Raw genomic sequence first — 15,599 nt, forward strand, 5'->3', positions numbered from 1 at the left:
GGGTGATGGCGGTGGCACCTTTCACGTGCCCGCCACCACTACCGCTGCCGCTGTCGCTGCCGGAGTCGCAGGCCGCGAGGCCCAATGCGGCGACCACAGAAAGCGCGCCTTGTCGTCATTTTCCACACCTCACTTCAGGGACTTGATAATGCGCCCGATACGGGTGGCGGCCTTCTCCGCGGTGCCCTGGATGTAGAAGCCGTCGACCGCCTCGTAGGTGACCTGGTCGAAATTCCATTTGTCGGGCATGTTCTTGGCGCCGCCCTCGAACATCGACATGACGAAAGTGCTGGAGAACGACGAATTCTCGCGGATCGCATTCGCGGTGGTCGTGGACAACTCCGGCTCCACACCCGCGAAGGCTCCCTTGCCGACCTGGAAGACCCAGACGGGCACCTGGGCGGTGCCGGTCGGGGTGAAGGTGACGGTCTTCATGGGCGCGCCGGCCTGCGGACCGGTGACCTGCGTCGTGGTGATGTCGTCGGTGACCAGCCGCACGGCGACCTTCTTGCCGCTCTCGTACTTGCTGATCCCCTGGGCGACCCGCACGATCTCGTTGCCGAGCCGCTCGCCCTGCGCGGTGAGCAGCGCGAAGCCGGCGTCGTGCAGATCGACGCCGTAGGTCCAGCCCTTGTCCTTGTCGATCGTGTACCGCTTCGAACGGTAGGCCGGGAACTGGTCGCCGCACGCGCCGACCAGCCAGAAGCCGACGGCGCCTGGGTACTGGGTCTCGACGTGCGCGACGGCCGCGCCGGCGAGGTCCGCGGTGATGGGCAGGGTGCCGTCGGCCATGACGGAGTCCTGCATCACGCAGGACTGGACGTTGTAGTTGGTCAGGACGGCGATCGGGTTGCCGTCGAGGTCGTTGAAGCGGGCGACGTACACGCCCTTGTCGGAGGGGAGTTGCTCGTTGACACCGAGCCAGTAGCCGTCGGCGGTGGAGACGTTGCGGTTGACGTCGACGTCGGAGCGACCGGTGCCGTAGCCGACCTCGGCGTCCTGGAGGTTCTTCACCGCGTCCGCGACCGCGCTCTTGGTCGCGGCGACGATGTTCTGCAGATAGGCGGCGGCACCGGCCGAGGACGAACTCGCCTGGACGTGCGGCGCGGAGAAGCAGTGCGTGACGGTGACCATGATGTTCGCGGCGGTGACGCCACTGGCCGCGGTGATGGCGGTCCGCATCAGCGCGATCGCCTCCGCGCTGATCGAGGTCGGGTCCAGCACGGCGAGGGCGATCCGGCGGGAGCCGGACTCCACCAGCAGGACACGGACGTTGAGGTCGTCGTGCACGGCGGTGAAGTTGCCCAGCGGCAGGAGCGAGGCCGCGGGGGTGAACGCGGCCTTGCCGGCGCCGACCTTCAGCCCGGCCGCCGCCTCGGTGCCGGTGGCGGCCCGGGCGGAGGTGGCACCGCCGACCACGGTCGCCGCGAGCGCGGTCGCCGCACCGGCGGCCACGACGGTCCGCCGGCTCAACTCGCCCTGATTCTGGTACCGCTCAGACATGTGCTGTCCTCCGAGACGCTGCTGGTGGGTTCGGCGAAACATTCGGGCAGCATCACAGCGAAATTCGAGGCCAGCGATAAGGAACGCGCGCAACCAATGTTTCCACAAACGGCACATCAATTGAAATGCGCCAGCCGCCGGAATTCACAGCAATAGAGTGCGAATTCACAGAGATCTCAGAAGGATCTCAGAGCGACCGGCGCATTGACTTCTCAACCCTTCACACAGACGACCTGCTTGAGCTTCACCACGACCTCCACAAGGTCCCGCTGCTGATCGATGACCTGCTCGATCGGCTTGTACGCACCCGGGATCTCGTCCACGACGCCGGAGTCCTTGCGGCACTCCACGCCCCGCGTCTGCTCCTCCAGGTCCTTGGTCGAGAAGCGACGCTTGGCCGCGCTGCGGCTCATGCGCCGACCGGCGCCGTGCGAGGCCGAGTTGAAGGCCTTCTCGTTGCCGAGGCCCTTCACGATGTACGACCCCGTGCCCATCGAGCCCGGGATGATCCCGTACTCGCCGGAGCCGGCGCGGATCGCTCCCTTGCGGGTGACGAGCAGGTCCACACCCTCGTACCGCTCCTCACTCACGTAGTTGTGGTGGCACGAGATCTCCGGCTCGAAGGTCGGCTTCGCCGTCTTGAACTCCTTGCGGATCACGTCCTTCAGGAGCGCCATCATGATGGTGCGGTTGTACTTCGCGTACTCCTGCGCCCAGAAGAGGTCGTTGCGGTACGCCGCCATCTGCGGGGTGTCCGCGATGAAGACGGCGAGGTCGCGGTCGACCAGGCCCTGGTTGTGCGGGAGCTTCTGGGCCGTGCCGATGTGGTGCTCGGCCAGTTCCTTGCCGATGTTCCGGGATCCGGAGTGGAGCATGAGCCAGACCGAACCATCGCCACCTATGCAAACTTCTGTGAAGTGGTTGCCGGATCCGAGCGTTCCCATCTGCTTCTGTGCACGCTCGTGACGGAATTTGACCGATTCGGCAACCCCCTCGAACCGCCCCCAGAAGTCGTCCCACCCGGCAGTCGCGAACCCATACATCCGCCCGGGATCGACCGGACTGTCATGCATCCCCCGCCCCACCGGAATCGCCTGCTCGATCTTCGAGCGCAGGCGGGAGAGGTCGCCGGGGAGGTCGTTGGCCGTGAGGGAGGTCCTGACCGCGGACATTCCGCAGCCGATGTCGACACCGACCGCCGCCGGGCAGACCGCGCCCTGCATCGCGATGACCGAGCCGACCGTCGCACCCTTGCCGTAGTGCACGTCCGGCATGACGGCGAGGCCCTTGATCCAGGGCAGGGTGGCCACGTTGCGGAGTTGCTGGAGTGCGCCCTCCTCGACCGACGCCGGGTCGGTCCACATACGGATCGGGACCTTCGCGCCCGGCATCTCCACATACGACATTTCGTCCTCATTCCCCCGGAAAACAACAGAAGTCTAAAATCGCAAAACCGGCGCCAAGGTCAACGAAAGGGACACCGGACCGGCGTTCACGGCTGTGCGTGCGATACACATTGTCTCCAGGAGGTCCCCCGGTGCGGCAAGCGATTAACCAGCGGGGACACTGGCAGCACCCTTGATCATCGTCCAGAGCCCTTGATCGTCGTCGAGAGGAGCCCGACCGTGCAGCGGAAGGCATACGTACCCGGCGCCGCCGCGCTCCTCATGGCGCTGCTGGCCGGCTGCACGAGCGGTTCGGGAAGCGGGGGCACTACGGACGACGCCAACCCGGGCGACGCCGGTACGGCGACCGCGGCGGCCCAGCCGGGCAAGTACCGCACGCTTCCGGAGCCCTGCGGAGCGGTCGGCCAGAGCACGCTGGACTCCCTGCTCCCGGGCATCAAGCAGATGACGGACGCGGAGCAGCGCGCGGCGGCCTACGCGGGCGAGGCGACGCTGACGTACGACACGGACCGCAAGGTGGGCTGCCGTTGGAAGGTGGAGTCCACGGACGCGACCGACCATCTGCTGGTCGATTTCGAGCGGGTGGTGTCGTACGACAACGCCGTGAGCGACGACAGCCAGGCGAAGACGATCTTCGCGACGAAGGAGACGGCGGCGGATCTTCCGGAGCCGGCCGCGAGCACGAGCGCCGCGTCGGACTCGGCCACCCCCTCGGCCTCGGCCTCCGCCTCCACCACCCCCTCCTCTTCCGCGTCCTCCTCGGACTCGGCCTCCGCCTCCCCCTCCGACTCCACCGCCCCGGCCGCCCTCCAGCCCAGGACGCTCTCCGATCTCGGTGACGAGGCGTTCCTCGACGACGCGTTGAGCAGTTCCGGTTCGACGGCCAAGCAGCGGACGGTGACTGTGGTGTTTCGCACGTCCAACGTCATTGTGACCATCGAGTACGAGGAGCAGCCGGCGACGGTCGGCGTGGTCCCGGACAGCCAGAAGATGCAGGACAGGGCACGGAAACTGGCCGCGCAACTGGCCGACTCGCTCAACGGTTAGCGGCTCGGACGGCCGCTTCCGGGGGCCCGCTCAAAGCCCGTGAACGGAGACCGCACAGCTGACTCACCGCGTACCGTGGCCCCTCGGACCCGATCCGACGGCAGGAACCACGAGCGTCATGAGTGAAGGAACCATGCATCAACCAGCACAGCGCGACCAGCAGGACCACCAGCGAGCGAAGCGTCTTCACCGCGTCCTTGTCTGCGCGGCAGCGGTCCCGGTGATGCTGATCGCGGCCGGCTGCTCCTCGGACTCCGGTTCCGGGGACAGGGCGGGCAAGGACACGACGGGCGTCGGCGCGACGACCTCCGCCAACGCCACGGCCGCTCCGCCGGTGCAGGCGGCGGCGTACAAGAAGCTGCCCGAGCCGTGTGCGGTGCTGTCGAAGAAGACGTTGACCGACCTGGTCCCGGAGGGGGCCAAGTCGGGCAAGGAGGGTACGTCGACCGACACGGCGTCGCGCGGCAGTTGCTCCTGGACGAGCCTGGACAACAACGGGGTCAAGGGTTCGCAGTTCCGCTGGCTGAACGTGTCGTTGCTGCGGTTCGACTCCTCGCAGACGCAGGGCGAGGGCGACAAGCTGGCCGCGTCGTACTACACGAAGCAGGTGCAGGAGGCGCAGTCGGTCACCGGCGCGAAGAACGTCAAGTCGGAGCCGTTCGCGGGCGCGGGTGCCGAGGCCACGGCGGTGCGCTACGACCTGAAGAAGAAGGAAGGCGCCTTCAAGCAGCAGACGGTGGTGGCGCGGGTCGAGAACGTGGTCGTCACGATCGACTACAACGGCGCGGGTCTGGCGGGCGACAAGACGCCGGACGCGGACGCGTTGACGAAGGCGGCGGAGAAGGCCGCGAAGGAGGTCGTGGCGGCGGTCTCGTCGGCCAACGGCAGCGGCGGGGGCAGCGGCACCGGCGGTGCCGGTTCGCCCTCCGCGTCCCCCTCCAAGTCCGCGTCCCCCTCCGCGTCTCCGTCCAAGCCGGCGTCCAAGGCCTCTCCGTCCGCCTCCGCGAGCAAGAAGAGCTGACCGTCACATCCACACCGTTTTTCGCCCTCAACTCGCAGGTCAGCCAAGCCATTTGACGGAGCCCGGTCTCTCGTAGGCGCCGGGCTCCTGGCAGACCGGCGCCCGGGACGCCGCACACATGTGCCACCCTGTTCCGCGCAAGACCATGCAAGGGGAGGGGAGTACGGGTGTCCGCGCCCATTCAGCTCACACGTATGCACCGGGTGCTCATCGGCGTGGTGGTCTCCGGTGCGATGGTCATCGCCGGTATCGGCTTCGCCGGTTCGTACGCCGCCGTACGCGAACTCGCCCTGAAGAAGGGCTTCGGCAACTTCGCCTACGTGTTCCCGGTCGGTATCGACGCGGGCATCTGCGTCCTGCTCGCCCTGGACCTGCTCCTGACCTGGATCAGGATTCCCTTCCCGCTGCTGCGCCAGACGGCGTGGCTGCTGACGGTCGCGACGATCGCGTTCAACGGCGCGGCGGCCTGGCCCGACCCGCTCGGTGTCGGTATGCACGCGGTGATCCCGATCCTGTTCGTGGTCTCCGTCGAGGCGGCCCGGCACGCGATCGGCCGGATCGCCGACATCACGGCCGACAAGCACATGGAGGGCGTCCGCCTCACCCGCTGGCTGCTCTCCCCTCTCCCGACGTTCCTCCTCTGGCGCCGGATGAAGCTGTGGGAGCTGCGTTCCTACGAGCAGGTCATCAAGCTGGAGCAGGATCGTCTCGTCTATCAGGCGCGGCTCCACTCCCGCTTCGGCCGCGCGTGGCGCCGCAAGGCCCCGGTGGAGTCCCTGATGCCGCTGCGGCTGGCGCGCTACGGCGTCCCGCTCGCGGAGACGGCTCCCTCGGGTCTGGCGGCGGCGGGCATCGAGCCCGTACTGCTGCCCCCCGCCCCGCAGTTGGAACCCGCGCGGGAGCCGGAGCCGCAGACACCGGCCGTGCAGAACAACCCGGCGCCGGTCCGGGAGCAGCTTCCGCCCCCCGCGGCGAACGAGCGGCCGCAACAGCAGACACAGCAGGAGCAGGAGTACGCCGAGCTGCAGAGTCAGTGGCTCCAGGCGCGCGACCCCCAGTCGGTGGCGTACCAGGGCGGCTACGACCCGACGTACGACCCGGATGCCGCGTACCAGGAGTGGTACGCGGAGCAGCAGCAGGCGGAGCAGTTCCAGCAGTACGAGGAGGAACAGCAGCAGTTCGCACAGCAACGGCGGTTCGAGCAGCAGCAGTTCCCGCAACAACAACAGCGGTACGAGGAGCAGCAGCCGGAACCCGAGCCCTCGCCCGAGGACACCGGCACCTTCCCGATCCCGGCGGGGCCGGGCCGTACCCGTGAGCTGGGTGCGGGCGGCGGCACGGAGCCGTCCGAGGACGACTACTACCTCATCTTCAAGAAGTCGATAGACGGCAGCTATCCGACCGGGGGCCAGTTCCGGGGTGACGTGGAGGCCACGTACGGCATCACGCTCCCGCAGCGCGAGGCCGACCGGATGGTCAACCGTTTCACCAACCGTCACACGGCGGAACTCCAGGAAGACCACATCGCGTAGGCGCTTCTCGTACGACGACGGGGGTGCCCGGTGCTCGATGGCACCGGGCACCCCCGTCGTCGTAGAACGGCCTACTCGCCGAGCAGGGTCCGCACCCTCTCCTGCCCCACCGCAAGCAGCAGCGTGGGCAGGCGCGGGCCCGTGTCGCGGCTGACGAGCAGGTGGTAGAGGAGGGCAAAGAAGGTCCGCTGGGCGGTCTTGATCTCCGGCGGGAGTTCCTTCGCGGTCGCGTCGGCGGAGAAGCCGGCCTGGACCTTCGGGACGCCGTAGACGAGGTGGCTCAGGCCGTCCAGGGACCAGTGGTCGGCGAGTCCGTCGGCGAGCAGCCGCAGGGACTGCCGGGCGGGCTCGTCGAGGGACTTGAGGAGGTCGACGTCGGGTTCGTCGCGCACGATGGTCCGCTGGTCGGCGGGGACGTGCGTGTTGATCCAGGCCTCGGCCTTGTCGAGCCGGGGGCGGACCTCGTCGAGGGTGGACAGCGGGTTGGCGGGGTCGAGTTCGCCGAGGATGCGCAGCGTCTGGTCCTCGGCCCCGGCGGTGATGTCGGCGACGGACGCGAGGGTCCGGTACGGCAACGGGCGGGGTGTGCGCGGGAGTTCACCGGCGGCGGTGCGTACGGCACGGGAGTGCGCGGCGACGTCGGCGGGCAGGGCGGAACCGTCCGCGACCTTCCCGTCCAGCTTGTCCCACTCGTCGTAGAGGCGCTGGATCTCCTGGTCGAAGGCGATCTTGAAGGACTGGTTGGGGCGGCGGCGGGCGTAGAGCCAGCGCAGGAGCTGCGGTTCCATGATCTGGAGCGCGTCTGCCGGGGTGGGAACCCCGCCCTTGCTGCTGGACATCTTGGCCATGCCGCTGATGCCGACGAAGGCGTACATGGGCCCGATGGGCCGCTCGCCGCCGAAGATCCCGACGATCTGCCCACCGACCTGGAAGGAGGACCCGGGAGACGAGTGGTCCACACCGCTCGGCTCGAAAATGACCCCCTCATAGGCCCAGCGCATCGGCCAGTCGACCTTCCAGACCAGCTTGCCGCGGTTGAACTCGCTGAGCAGGACGGTCTCGGTGAAGCCGTCCTCGGTGCAGACGTACGTCAGCTCGGTGGTGTCGTCGTCGTACGCCGTGACGGTGGTGAGGTCCTTGCCGCAGGCGCCGCAGAAGGGCTTGTACGGGAAGTAGCCGGCGGAGCCGGAACTGCCGTCGTCCTCCTCGGCCGCGCCGGAGCCCGCCTCGGCCTCCAGCTCGGCGGCGTCGACGGCCTTCTGCTGCTGCTTCTTGGCCGGGGCCTTCTTGGTGCGGTACTGCTCCAGGATGGCGTCGATGTCGCCGCGGTGCTTCATGGCGTGCAGGATCTGCTCGCGGTACACGCCGGAGGTGTACTGCGCGGTCTGGCTGATCCCGTCGAACTCCACGCCCAGCTCGGCGAGCGAGGCGATCATCGCGGCCTTGAAGTGCTCCGCCCAGTTCGGGTACGGCGATCCGGCCGGGGCCGGGACGGAGGTCAGCGGCTTGCCGATGTGCTCGGCCCAGCTGGCGTCGGTCCCTTCCACCCCGTTGGGCACCTTGCGGTAGCGGTCGTAGTCGTCCCAGGAGATGAGGTGCCGGACCTCGTGACCCCGGCGGCGGATCTCGTCGGCGACGAGGTGCGGAGTCATCACCTCACGCAGATTGCCGAGGTGGATGGGCCCTGACGGGGACAGCCCGGACGCGACGACGACCGGTTTGCCCGGGGCCCGACGCTCCGACTCCTCGATGACCTCATCCGCGAAACGGGAGACCCAGTCGGTGGTCTCGGTGCTCTGAGCCACGATCGGCACGTCCTTCTTTCTGGCACGGGGCAGCCGGTACGGTCGCACGACTGACCCCGCCATTGTCCCAGGCGACCCGACATCCACGAAAACGGCTTTTCCAAGGCCATGACCCGGAAGCACGGGCGCTGAGGCTCGGAGGGCCGGCGCAGCCACCTCCCAGGCGCACGAAGGCCGAGGCATGGACGGCGGCGCAGCCGCCCACAAGGGGCGCGGGGAACTGCGCGACCAGCCCCCACCGGGCCCGCACCCGAAAAACTCGCTTTACCCCCCGTGGGATACTGACCGTGTCTACCAAACCCACGAGGAGAACGGCTCCCACCCCATGGCTCCGGTCACGTCGCTCACCGACCTAGTCCACCAGCGCCTCGCGAACGCCCTCTCGGCCACCCTGCCGGAGGCGGACGCGGACCCCCTGCTGCGACGTAGCGACCGGGCCGACTTCCAGGCGAACGGCATCCTCGCCCTCGCCAAGAAGGCCAAGGCCAACCCCCGGGAGCTGGCGACGCAGGTCGTCTCGCACATCACGACCGGCGGTGTGATCCAGGACGTCGAGGTCTCCGGCCCCGGCTTCCTGAACATCACGATCACCGACAGGGCGATCACCGAGAACCTGGCCGCGCGCTACGCCGACCCGGCCCGCCTCGGCGTGCCCCTCGCGGAGCACCCGGGGACGACGGTGATCGACTACGCGCAGCCGAACGTGGCGAAGGAGATGCACGTCGGCCACCTCCGCTCCGCGGTGATCGGTGACGCGCTGGTCCAACTCCTTGAGTTCACCGGCGAGTCGGTGGTCCGGCGGCACCACATCGGCGACTGGGGCACCCAGTTCGGCATGCTGATCCAGTATCTGGACGAGCACCCGGGCGAGTTGGACCACGGCGACGCGCAGATCACCGGCGAGGAGGCGATGTCGAACCTCGACCGGCTCTACAAGGCGGCCCGCAAACTCTTCGACTCCGACGAGGAGTTCAAGACGCGGGCCCGGCGCCGGGTGGTGGATCTCCAGGCGGGCGAGCCGAAGACGCTGGCCGCGTGGCAGAAGTTCGTGGACGAGTCGAAGATCTACTTCTTCTCCGTCTTCGAGAAGCTGGACATGGAGATCCGGGACCCGGACATCGTCGGCGAGTCGGGCTACAACGACATGCTGGACGAGACCTGCCGGCTCCTTGAGGAGTCCGGGGTCGCGGAGATCTCGGACGGCGCGCTGTGCGTGTTCTTCGACGACATCAAGGGCCCGGACGGCAACCGGACCCCGCTGATCGTCCGCAAGTCCGACGGCGGCTACGGCTACGCGGCCACCGACCTGTCCGCGATCAGGGACCGCGTCTTCAACCTGAAGGCGAACTCGCTCCTGTACGTGGTCGACGTCCGGCAGTCCCTGCACTTCAAGATGGTCTTCGAGACCGCGCGGCGGGCCGGCTGGCTGAACGACGACGTCACGGCGTTCCAGCTGGCGTTCGGCACGATCCTCGGCAAGGACGGCAAGCCGTTCAAGACGCGTGAGGGCGTGTCGGTGAAGCTGGAGGACCTGCTCGACGAGGCGGTACAGCGGGCGACCGCGGTCGTCCGGGAGAAGGCCGAGAAGGTGGGCCTGACGGAGGAGGAGATCGTCGAGAACGGGCGGTACGTCGGGATCGGCGCCGTGAAGTACGCCGACCTGTCGACGTCCGCCGTGCGGGACTACAAGTTCGACCTGGACCAGATGGTGTCGCTGAGCGGTGACACGTCGGTGTACCTGCAGTACGCGTACGCCCGTATCCAGTCGATCCTGCGCAAGGCGGGCGAGGCCCGGCCGCTGGCCCGTCCGGAGCTCGAACTGACCGGTGCGGAGCGGGCGTTGGGCCTGCACCTGGACCAGTTCAGCGAGGTGGTCACGGACGCGGCGAAGGAGTACGCCCCGCACAAGCTCACGGCGTACCTGTACCAACTGGCGTCCCTGCTCACGACGTTCTACGACCAGTGCCCGGTCCTCAAGGCCGATACGCGGGAGCAGCAGGAGAACCGTCTGCTGCTGGTGGACCTCACGGCCCGGACCCTGCACCGGGGCATGGCGCTGCTGGGCATCAGGACGCCCGAGAAGCTCTGACCGTTCCACGGAGCGCGCGACCGCGGCCCGTCCCCTCCCCCGGGAGAGGACGGGCCGCGGTCGTCAACACACCGATTTTCAGCCGCCGTTGGCCTCGGAGGGCGTCGCTCAGATGCCGTTGGCGAAGTTCTTGAACGCGGCCCGGGTGCCGGTGCCCGCGTCGCCGTCGATGGCGCCGGTGTAGCCCCAGTTCTGCAGCAGCCGCTGGAGGGCCTTGATGGTGTTGACGCCCGGGTCGCCGTCGATCGCGCCGGTGTAGCCGTAGTAGGTCGCCAGGCAGCGCTGGAAGGCCTTCCAGCTGTTCGGGCCGAGCTGGCCGTCGATGGTGTCGGTGTAGCTCCAGTACGTCTTCAGCCAGGTCTGCACCTTCTTCGCCTCGGCGACGGTGAGGCCGAAGTTCTGGACCGCCTGGATCGAGACGGACGAGGCCTGTACGGAGGCGGCCGGCGCGGCGAAGCTGGGGGCGGCGAACGCGACACCTCCGGCCGCGATACCGGCGACGGCGGTGAGGCTGACGAGGGTCCTGGCCACGACATTCGGTCGCATGGGTTCCTCTTTCGGGTAGTCGGTCGTCGTGCTGGAACGAGATTGCGGGCCGCGCCGGGCAGCCCGCCACGGCTTGGGCCGAGGTGACGTCCACACGGGACGCCACCACCTCTGAGCTGCGGGGACACGGGCAGCGGGGACGGTGGGACGGGACGCCCGGCGGACCGTTGTGGACCTTGGCCGATTCCCTTCGCGCGCCGGAACCGAATAGCCGTGCGAGGAGTGGTCCGTGATGCAGAATGCGACGCGGCAGGGACCGCTGACCCCGGTCCCCGAACGCGAACTGGGGGGCACATGTCGCGTTGGAAGGCGCTGCCTGCGGAACTGGACCCGCGGGTCCGGCAGTTGGTGGTGCGGCTGCGCTGGCTGAAGGACCACAGCGGGCTGAGCGTGCGGCAGTTGGCGGCGCGGACGGAGTACAGCCCGAAGTCCTGGGAGCGGTATTTCGGCGCCCGTGCCCTGCCTCCCGTACCGGCCGTGGCGGCGCTGGCCCGGGTCTGCGGCGAGGACCCGACCCGGCTGCTGGCGCTGCGCGAGGTGGCGGCCGAGGCGTGGACGGCTGCCGTACCGGAGGCGGAGGCGGACCCGGAGCCGGAGATCGTGCTGTCGCAGCGGCCCCCGCTCTCCCCCGAGCGCCGGGTGCTGCGCATCGCGCTGGTGGCGGGTTCGGTGACGCTGGTGCTGGCGGTGGCGTCGGCGGTGCTGGTGACGGTGCGGCTGATGGACGACGGCGGTGGCGGTACGGCACGGTCGTCGACGGCGCCGCTCGCCGCGCCGGCCTCGCCGTCGCCGTACTCCTGCCGGGTGGAGCGGGTCGGCGGGCACTGGTACGCGGGCAACAGCCGTACCCGGCAGGAGAATCTGGCCGCGGGCAGCAATGGTCCCGCGGTGGCCGAGGCGCAGTGTCTGCTCCGGCGGGCGGGGATCTCGCCGGGCGGTATCGACGGGATGTTCGGTCCGCTGACGGAGCACGCGGTGAAGGCGTTCCAGAAGCAGTCCGGGCTCGATGTGGACGGCATGGTCGGGCCGCACACCTGGAAGGCGCTGCGAGGATGAGTCAACTGGCCTCCGCACTGCGGGAGTTGCGGGCCGCGACCGGGCTGAGTATGGCGGGGCTCGCCGCGAAGACGACGTACAGCAAGTCGTCGTGGGAGAGGTATCTCAACGGCCGGACGCTGCCGCCCCGGGAGGCGGTCGAGGAGCTGTGCCGGCTGGCCGGGGAGCCGGTGGGCCGGTGTGTGGCGCTGTGGGAGATCGCGGAGTCGGAGGCGAGCGGACGCGGGGCGTCGGCACCGGCGCCCACGACCACTGCCCCTGCCGCCCCCGGGCCCACGGCCGCCTCCACTCCCCCGGTGGCGAAGCCCGCGGGCACGGACACTCCGCCGGTCGCCGCTCCTCCCACCGCCCCCGAGCAGCGCGGTGTCGCCGCGCTCGCCGTGCTCGCCTCCGTGTGCGCGGTGGCCGTGAGTGCCGTGGTCCTCGCCCTGGTGCTGCTTCCGGGGTCCTCCGGGTCCACTCCGCTGTCGCCGACCGCCGCGAGCAGCACGGCGACGGTGGCGTCCGGGCCTGGCTGTCAGGGCGCGGACTGCGAGGGCCGCAGCCCGCTGGCGATGCGCTGTGCGCCTCAGCCGGACACCATCACCCAGCACGAGACGGCCACCGGCGCGTGGGTGGAGCTGCGGCACAGCAAGATCTGCGGGACGACCTGGGCACGGATGTGGGGCGGCCGGATCGGCGACCGGATCGAGCTGGTCGTGCCCGGCCGGGCGGGCTCCGGGCACGCGGCCGAGGTGGGCAACGCGGTGGAGGCGGACACGTACGTGTACACGATGATGGCCGTGACCGCGCCGGGAACCGCGGTCCGGGCCTGCTTCCTGCCCGCGGGGACCGGTACGGGGAAAAGGGAGTGCTTTGACGGACGTGTGACGTAGCTGTGTAGTGTCCTGGGATGCCCAGAGTCAAGGTCAGTGTGATCGTTCCCGTCTACAACACCGGGAAGTACGTCGACGAGTGCGCCCCCTCGCTGCTGGGGCAGAGTCTGCCCGCCGACGAGTACGAGATCGTCTACGTCGACGACGGCTCGACCGACGACACCCTGAGCCGCCTGCAGAAGATCGCCGCCGGGCACCCCAACGTCCAGGTGCACACGCGGCCCAACTCGGGCTGGCCGGGCGCCCCGCGCAACCTCGGCATGGAGCACGCCAAGGGCGAGTACGTCCAGTTCGTCGACCACGACGACAAGCTGGGCCCCGAGGCGCTGGAGCGACTGTACGAGCACGCCAAGCGCACTGACGCGGACATCGTCCTCGGCAAGATGTCCAGCACGATGGTGCGGCCGAGGCGGCTGTTCCGGCACACGGTGGACGCCTGCACGATCGAGAACGACGAGCTGATGCAGAGCATGTCGCCGCACAAGATGTTCCGGCGGGCGTTCGTCGAGGAGCACGGGCTCCGCTTCCCCGAGGGCCCGTGGATCCTGGAGGACCTGGCGTTCGTCAGCGCCGCGTACCTCAAGGCGGAGCGGATCGCGATCCTCGCCGACTATCCCGTCTACTACTGGATGAAGCGCGACGACGGCGGCAACAACACCCAGCACCGTTTCGACCCCCGGCACGGTTTCTGGCCCAACACCCGCACGATCATTGGCCGGATCAAGGACGGCACCCCCGCGTCCGACGACATCGACGCCCTCCAGAACCGCCTGCTCCACCGCCTCTACCACGTCGAGATCCTCTCCCGGGCCCGCGAGCCCGAGATCCTGCGCGAGGATCCGGCCGAGCAGCGGCAGCGTTTCGAGGCGGCGCGCGAAGTGGCCGTGTCGGAGTTCCCGGCGGCGGTCCGGGAGGGCCTGCCCGCGGTCTCCCGCCTGCGCGCCACCCTCCTGGAGGCCGGTGACTTCGACGGCGCGGTGACGCTCGCCGAACGCGTCCGCGAGATCAAGCCCCGCACCACGGTGGGCGAACCGCGCTGGGAGAACGGCCACTTGGTCGCCGACATCACGCTGGAACTGCTCCGTGGCGACGGCGAACCCCTGACCCTGGTCGAGCGGGACGGCAAGCAGTGTCTGGACCCGGACCTCTTGGACGGCGTGCCGGGCACGGCGGACGGCTGGGAGGTCCCGGACCCCTTCCGCCTGGCGTACGCGGAACTGATCGTCAAGGACCGCGACCGCGAGGACTGGTGGTACCCGGAGGGCGATCTCGAACTTCGCCTACGACCGCTCGGCGAGGGCCGTTCCCAGGTGGTCGCCTCCGGCCGCCTGTCCCTCGACCCGGAGCACCTGGCGGGCGGACGCCCGCTGGAGCGCGGGGTGCACGACGTGTGGGCCTACGTCCAACTCCTGGGCGTGGACCGGATGGTGCGCGTGACGGGCGACGCCGCGCCGGGCACCCCGGCGACGGGCCCGGCCCTGACCGGCGGCAGACTGTCCCTCCCGTACTGGACCGGCAGCGGCCAGCTGGCCCTCGACGTGGACCAGCGCCAGCGCAAGCTGGGCCAGGACACGTCGACGGTGGCGGCGACCAACGCCGGCCGGGGCGAGGGCAGTTCACTACCGCTCCCGTACGTCGCGGCGGCGCAGGACAGCGCCCCCGTCCGCGTGAAGGTCACCGTAGGGACCCTCGGAGTACAGGCCGAACTGCTCCCGACCCCCGGCACGGAAACGGCCCGACTCCGCCTCCCCGCCCGCCTGAAGCTCCCCGCCGGCCGCCACCCGGTCAACCTCCCCAAGACGGCCAAGCCCCTCGCGTACGCCGTCGTCCGCGACGGCACGGTGCTCCGCGTGGAGGGCCCGGCCTACGAGTCCGGCGGCGGACGCCGCTTCCTCGACGCGGTGGCGGACAACCGTCAAGTGCGGCGGGTGCGGCGGCTGTTGGGGCGCTAGGGGCTGCGGGGTCACAGAGGCGCCGACTCCACCCTGCCAGTACGCGTACTCTTCTGCGAGATCGCCTCCAGTCCCGCTTCGGGAACCGCGGGCCATGCGTCGAGATCCCACCGAACAGCGGCGGGATCCGGCCCGAGAGCAGCGATGAGGGCTCCGCGCGGTCCAGCGGACGACTCAAGTCGAACGCTTGGACGGGCAGGCAGTCTGCGGGGTTGTCGCCGGCCTCCGACGAACCGTGCTCCTTGCCGGCCGACGCCCGCCATTCGAGGTCGGGCAGTACCTGACGTACTCGCGCCAGGACATCCCGCGACCTGATCACGGCTTCGAAGTCGACCACTCCCTGACCGCGGACGCGGCGGAGTTACTCATCCCGGAACCATAAGGCGGCACTGACGGACCGGCCCGAGCGGCATGACCTGGGCGAAGGCCGGGATGCACCCCTCTCCCGGTGGCAGACTCCGTCTCATGGCCTACTTCTGGGTGAGCGACCAGGGTGACAAGTACCACGGCTGGGAAGGCTGCTGGGCCCTGGCAGCCGGGCAGGCCTCCGCCGATTCGCAGGAGAGCTATGAGCGGCGCGACGTGACGCGGTACGACAACGAAGACGCCGCTCGGGCCGCCGCCTTGGAGCACGCCCGGTGCGAGGCCCGCGGGTGCTTCGCCCGGGGACGCGGTTCGGGGCTCGCCGGACTGCCGGATCGGGTCCGCCAGGATCTGGACGATCCGAACTGGCTGGCGCGTCATGACGTGCCGGCCGACGACTGAGA

At 69.5% G+C, this 15,599-nt stretch carries 12 protein-coding genes; 8 read left to right on the top strand and 4 right to left on the bottom strand.

The genetic code is table 11. The features are described 5' to 3' along the window. Positions 1-129 precede the first annotated feature (129 nt). Positions 130-1,503: a hypothetical protein gene (locus AB0I51_RS09485; RefSeq protein ID WP_362973039.1), complete on the bottom strand. Its 1,374-nt coding sequence runs from the start codon at positions 1,501-1,503 to the stop codon at positions 130-132. Positions 1,504-1,715: 212 nt separating this feature from the next. Then, positions 1,716-2,909, bottom strand: coding sequence for an RtcB family protein (locus tag AB0I51_RS09490; RefSeq protein WP_362973041.1), 1,194 nt, complete (start codon positions 2,907-2,909; stop codon positions 1,716-1,718). A gap of 219 nt (positions 2,910-3,128) precedes the next feature. Here AB0I51_RS09490 and AB0I51_RS09495 point away from each other — a divergent pair, with 219 nt between their 5' ends. The 3 genes from AB0I51_RS09495 (at position 3,129) to AB0I51_RS09505 (ending at position 6,509) form a co-directional block, all read left to right on the top strand. After that, complete coding sequence (locus AB0I51_RS09495) at positions 3,129-3,956, top strand: DUF3558 domain-containing protein (protein ID WP_362973043.1); 828 nt, start codon at positions 3,129-3,131, stop codon at positions 3,954-3,956. A 118-nt stretch (positions 3,957-4,074) separates the two neighbouring features. Continuing rightward, on the top strand, positions 4,075-4,977 hold the full coding sequence (locus tag AB0I51_RS09500) for a DUF3558 domain-containing protein (RefSeq protein ID WP_362973045.1): 903 nt from the start codon (positions 4,075-4,077) through the stop codon (positions 4,975-4,977). A gap of 194 nt (positions 4,978-5,171) precedes the next feature. Beyond that, positions 5,172-6,509: a DUF2637 domain-containing protein gene (locus AB0I51_RS09505; RefSeq protein ID WP_362973135.1), complete on the top strand. Its 1,338-nt coding sequence runs from the start codon at positions 5,172-5,174 to the stop codon at positions 6,507-6,509. 71 nt (positions 6,510-6,580) lie between these two features. Here the strand turns inward: AB0I51_RS09505 and lysS are convergent, their stop codons facing one another. Continuing rightward, positions 6,581-8,323, bottom strand: coding sequence for a lysine--tRNA ligase (gene lysS, locus AB0I51_RS09510; RefSeq protein ID WP_362973047.1), 1,743 nt, complete (start codon positions 8,321-8,323; stop codon positions 6,581-6,583). Between the two features lie 316 nt (positions 8,324-8,639). On the opposite strand from lysS, the gene argS reads away from it, so the two are divergent. Beyond that, a complete protein-coding gene (gene argS, locus AB0I51_RS09515; RefSeq protein ID WP_362973049.1) occupies positions 8,640-10,403 on the top strand; it encodes an arginine--tRNA ligase in 1,764 nt (587 codons plus the stop codon). Positions 10,404-10,511: 108 nt separating this feature from the next. Here argS and AB0I51_RS09520 read toward each other — a convergent pair whose 3' ends face one another. Continuing rightward, positions 10,512-10,949: a peptidoglycan-binding protein gene (locus AB0I51_RS09520; protein WP_362973051.1), complete on the bottom strand. Its 438-nt coding sequence runs from the start codon at positions 10,947-10,949 to the stop codon at positions 10,512-10,514. Between the two features lie 294 nt (positions 10,950-11,243). On the opposite strand from AB0I51_RS09520, the gene AB0I51_RS09525 reads away from it, so the two are divergent. From AB0I51_RS09525 to AB0I51_RS09540, 4 genes are all read left to right on the top strand, one after another. Continuing rightward, the gene (locus AB0I51_RS09525; RefSeq protein WP_362973053.1) at positions 11,244-12,005 is read left to right on the top strand and encodes a peptidoglycan-binding protein; all 762 of its coding nucleotides are present in this window, start codon (positions 11,244-11,246) and stop codon (positions 12,003-12,005) included. Continuing rightward, positions 12,002-12,880 carry a DUF2690 domain-containing protein gene (locus AB0I51_RS09530; RefSeq protein WP_362973055.1) on the top strand — a complete coding sequence of 293 codons (879 nt, stop codon included), beginning with the start codon at positions 12,002-12,004 and terminating at the stop codon, positions 12,878-12,880. The genes AB0I51_RS09525 and AB0I51_RS09530 overlap by 4 nt, the downstream gene beginning before the upstream one ends. 17 nt (positions 12,881-12,897) lie before the next feature. Further along, the gene (locus tag AB0I51_RS09535) at positions 12,898-14,832 is read left to right on the top strand and encodes a glycosyltransferase family A protein (protein ID WP_362973057.1); all 1,935 of its coding nucleotides are present in this window, start codon (positions 12,898-12,900) and stop codon (positions 14,830-14,832) included. Positions 14,833-15,297: 465 nt separating this feature from the next. Then, on the top strand, positions 15,298-15,597 hold the full coding sequence (locus AB0I51_RS09540; protein ID WP_362973059.1) for a hypothetical protein: 300 nt from the start codon (positions 15,298-15,300) through the stop codon (positions 15,595-15,597). The last annotated feature ends 2 nt before the right edge of the window (positions 15,598-15,599 follow it).

Source organism: Streptomyces sp. NPDC050549, assembly GCF_040655035.1.
In the GTDB taxonomy this organism is placed as follows: domain Bacteria; phylum Actinomycetota; class Actinomycetes; order Streptomycetales; family Streptomycetaceae; genus Streptomyces.

Excerpts from the sequence above, each read along its gene's own strand:
- AB0I51_RS09485 (WP_362973039.1), bottom strand. The coding sequence starts at position 1,503 with ATGTCTGAGCGGTACCAGAATCAGGGCGAGTTGAGCCGGCGGACCGTC.
- AB0I51_RS09490 (WP_362973041.1), bottom strand. The coding sequence starts at position 2,909 with ATGTCGTATGTGGAGATGCCGGGCGCGAAGGTCCCGATCCGTATGTGG.
- AB0I51_RS09500 (WP_362973045.1), top strand. The coding sequence starts at position 4,075 with ATGAGTGAAGGAACCATGCATCAACCAGCACAGCGCGACCAGCAGGAC.
- AB0I51_RS09505 (WP_362973135.1), top strand. The coding sequence starts at position 5,172 with ATGCACCGGGTGCTCATCGGCGTGGTGGTCTCCGGTGCGATGGTCATC.
- argS (WP_362973049.1), top strand. The coding sequence starts at position 8,640 with ATGGCTCCGGTCACGTCGCTCACCGACCTAGTCCACCAGCGCCTCGCG.
- AB0I51_RS09520 (WP_362973051.1), bottom strand. The coding sequence starts at position 10,949 with ATGCGACCGAATGTCGTGGCCAGGACCCTCGTCAGCCTCACCGCCGTC.
- AB0I51_RS09525 (WP_362973053.1), top strand. The coding sequence starts at position 11,244 with ATGTCGCGTTGGAAGGCGCTGCCTGCGGAACTGGACCCGCGGGTCCGG.
- AB0I51_RS09530 (WP_362973055.1), top strand. The coding sequence starts at position 12,002 with ATGAGTCAACTGGCCTCCGCACTGCGGGAGTTGCGGGCCGCGACCGGG.
- AB0I51_RS09535 (WP_362973057.1), top strand. The coding sequence starts at position 12,898 with ATGCCCAGAGTCAAGGTCAGTGTGATCGTTCCCGTCTACAACACCGGG.
- AB0I51_RS09540 (WP_362973059.1), top strand. The coding sequence starts at position 15,298 with ATGGCCTACTTCTGGGTGAGCGACCAGGGTGACAAGTACCACGGCTGG.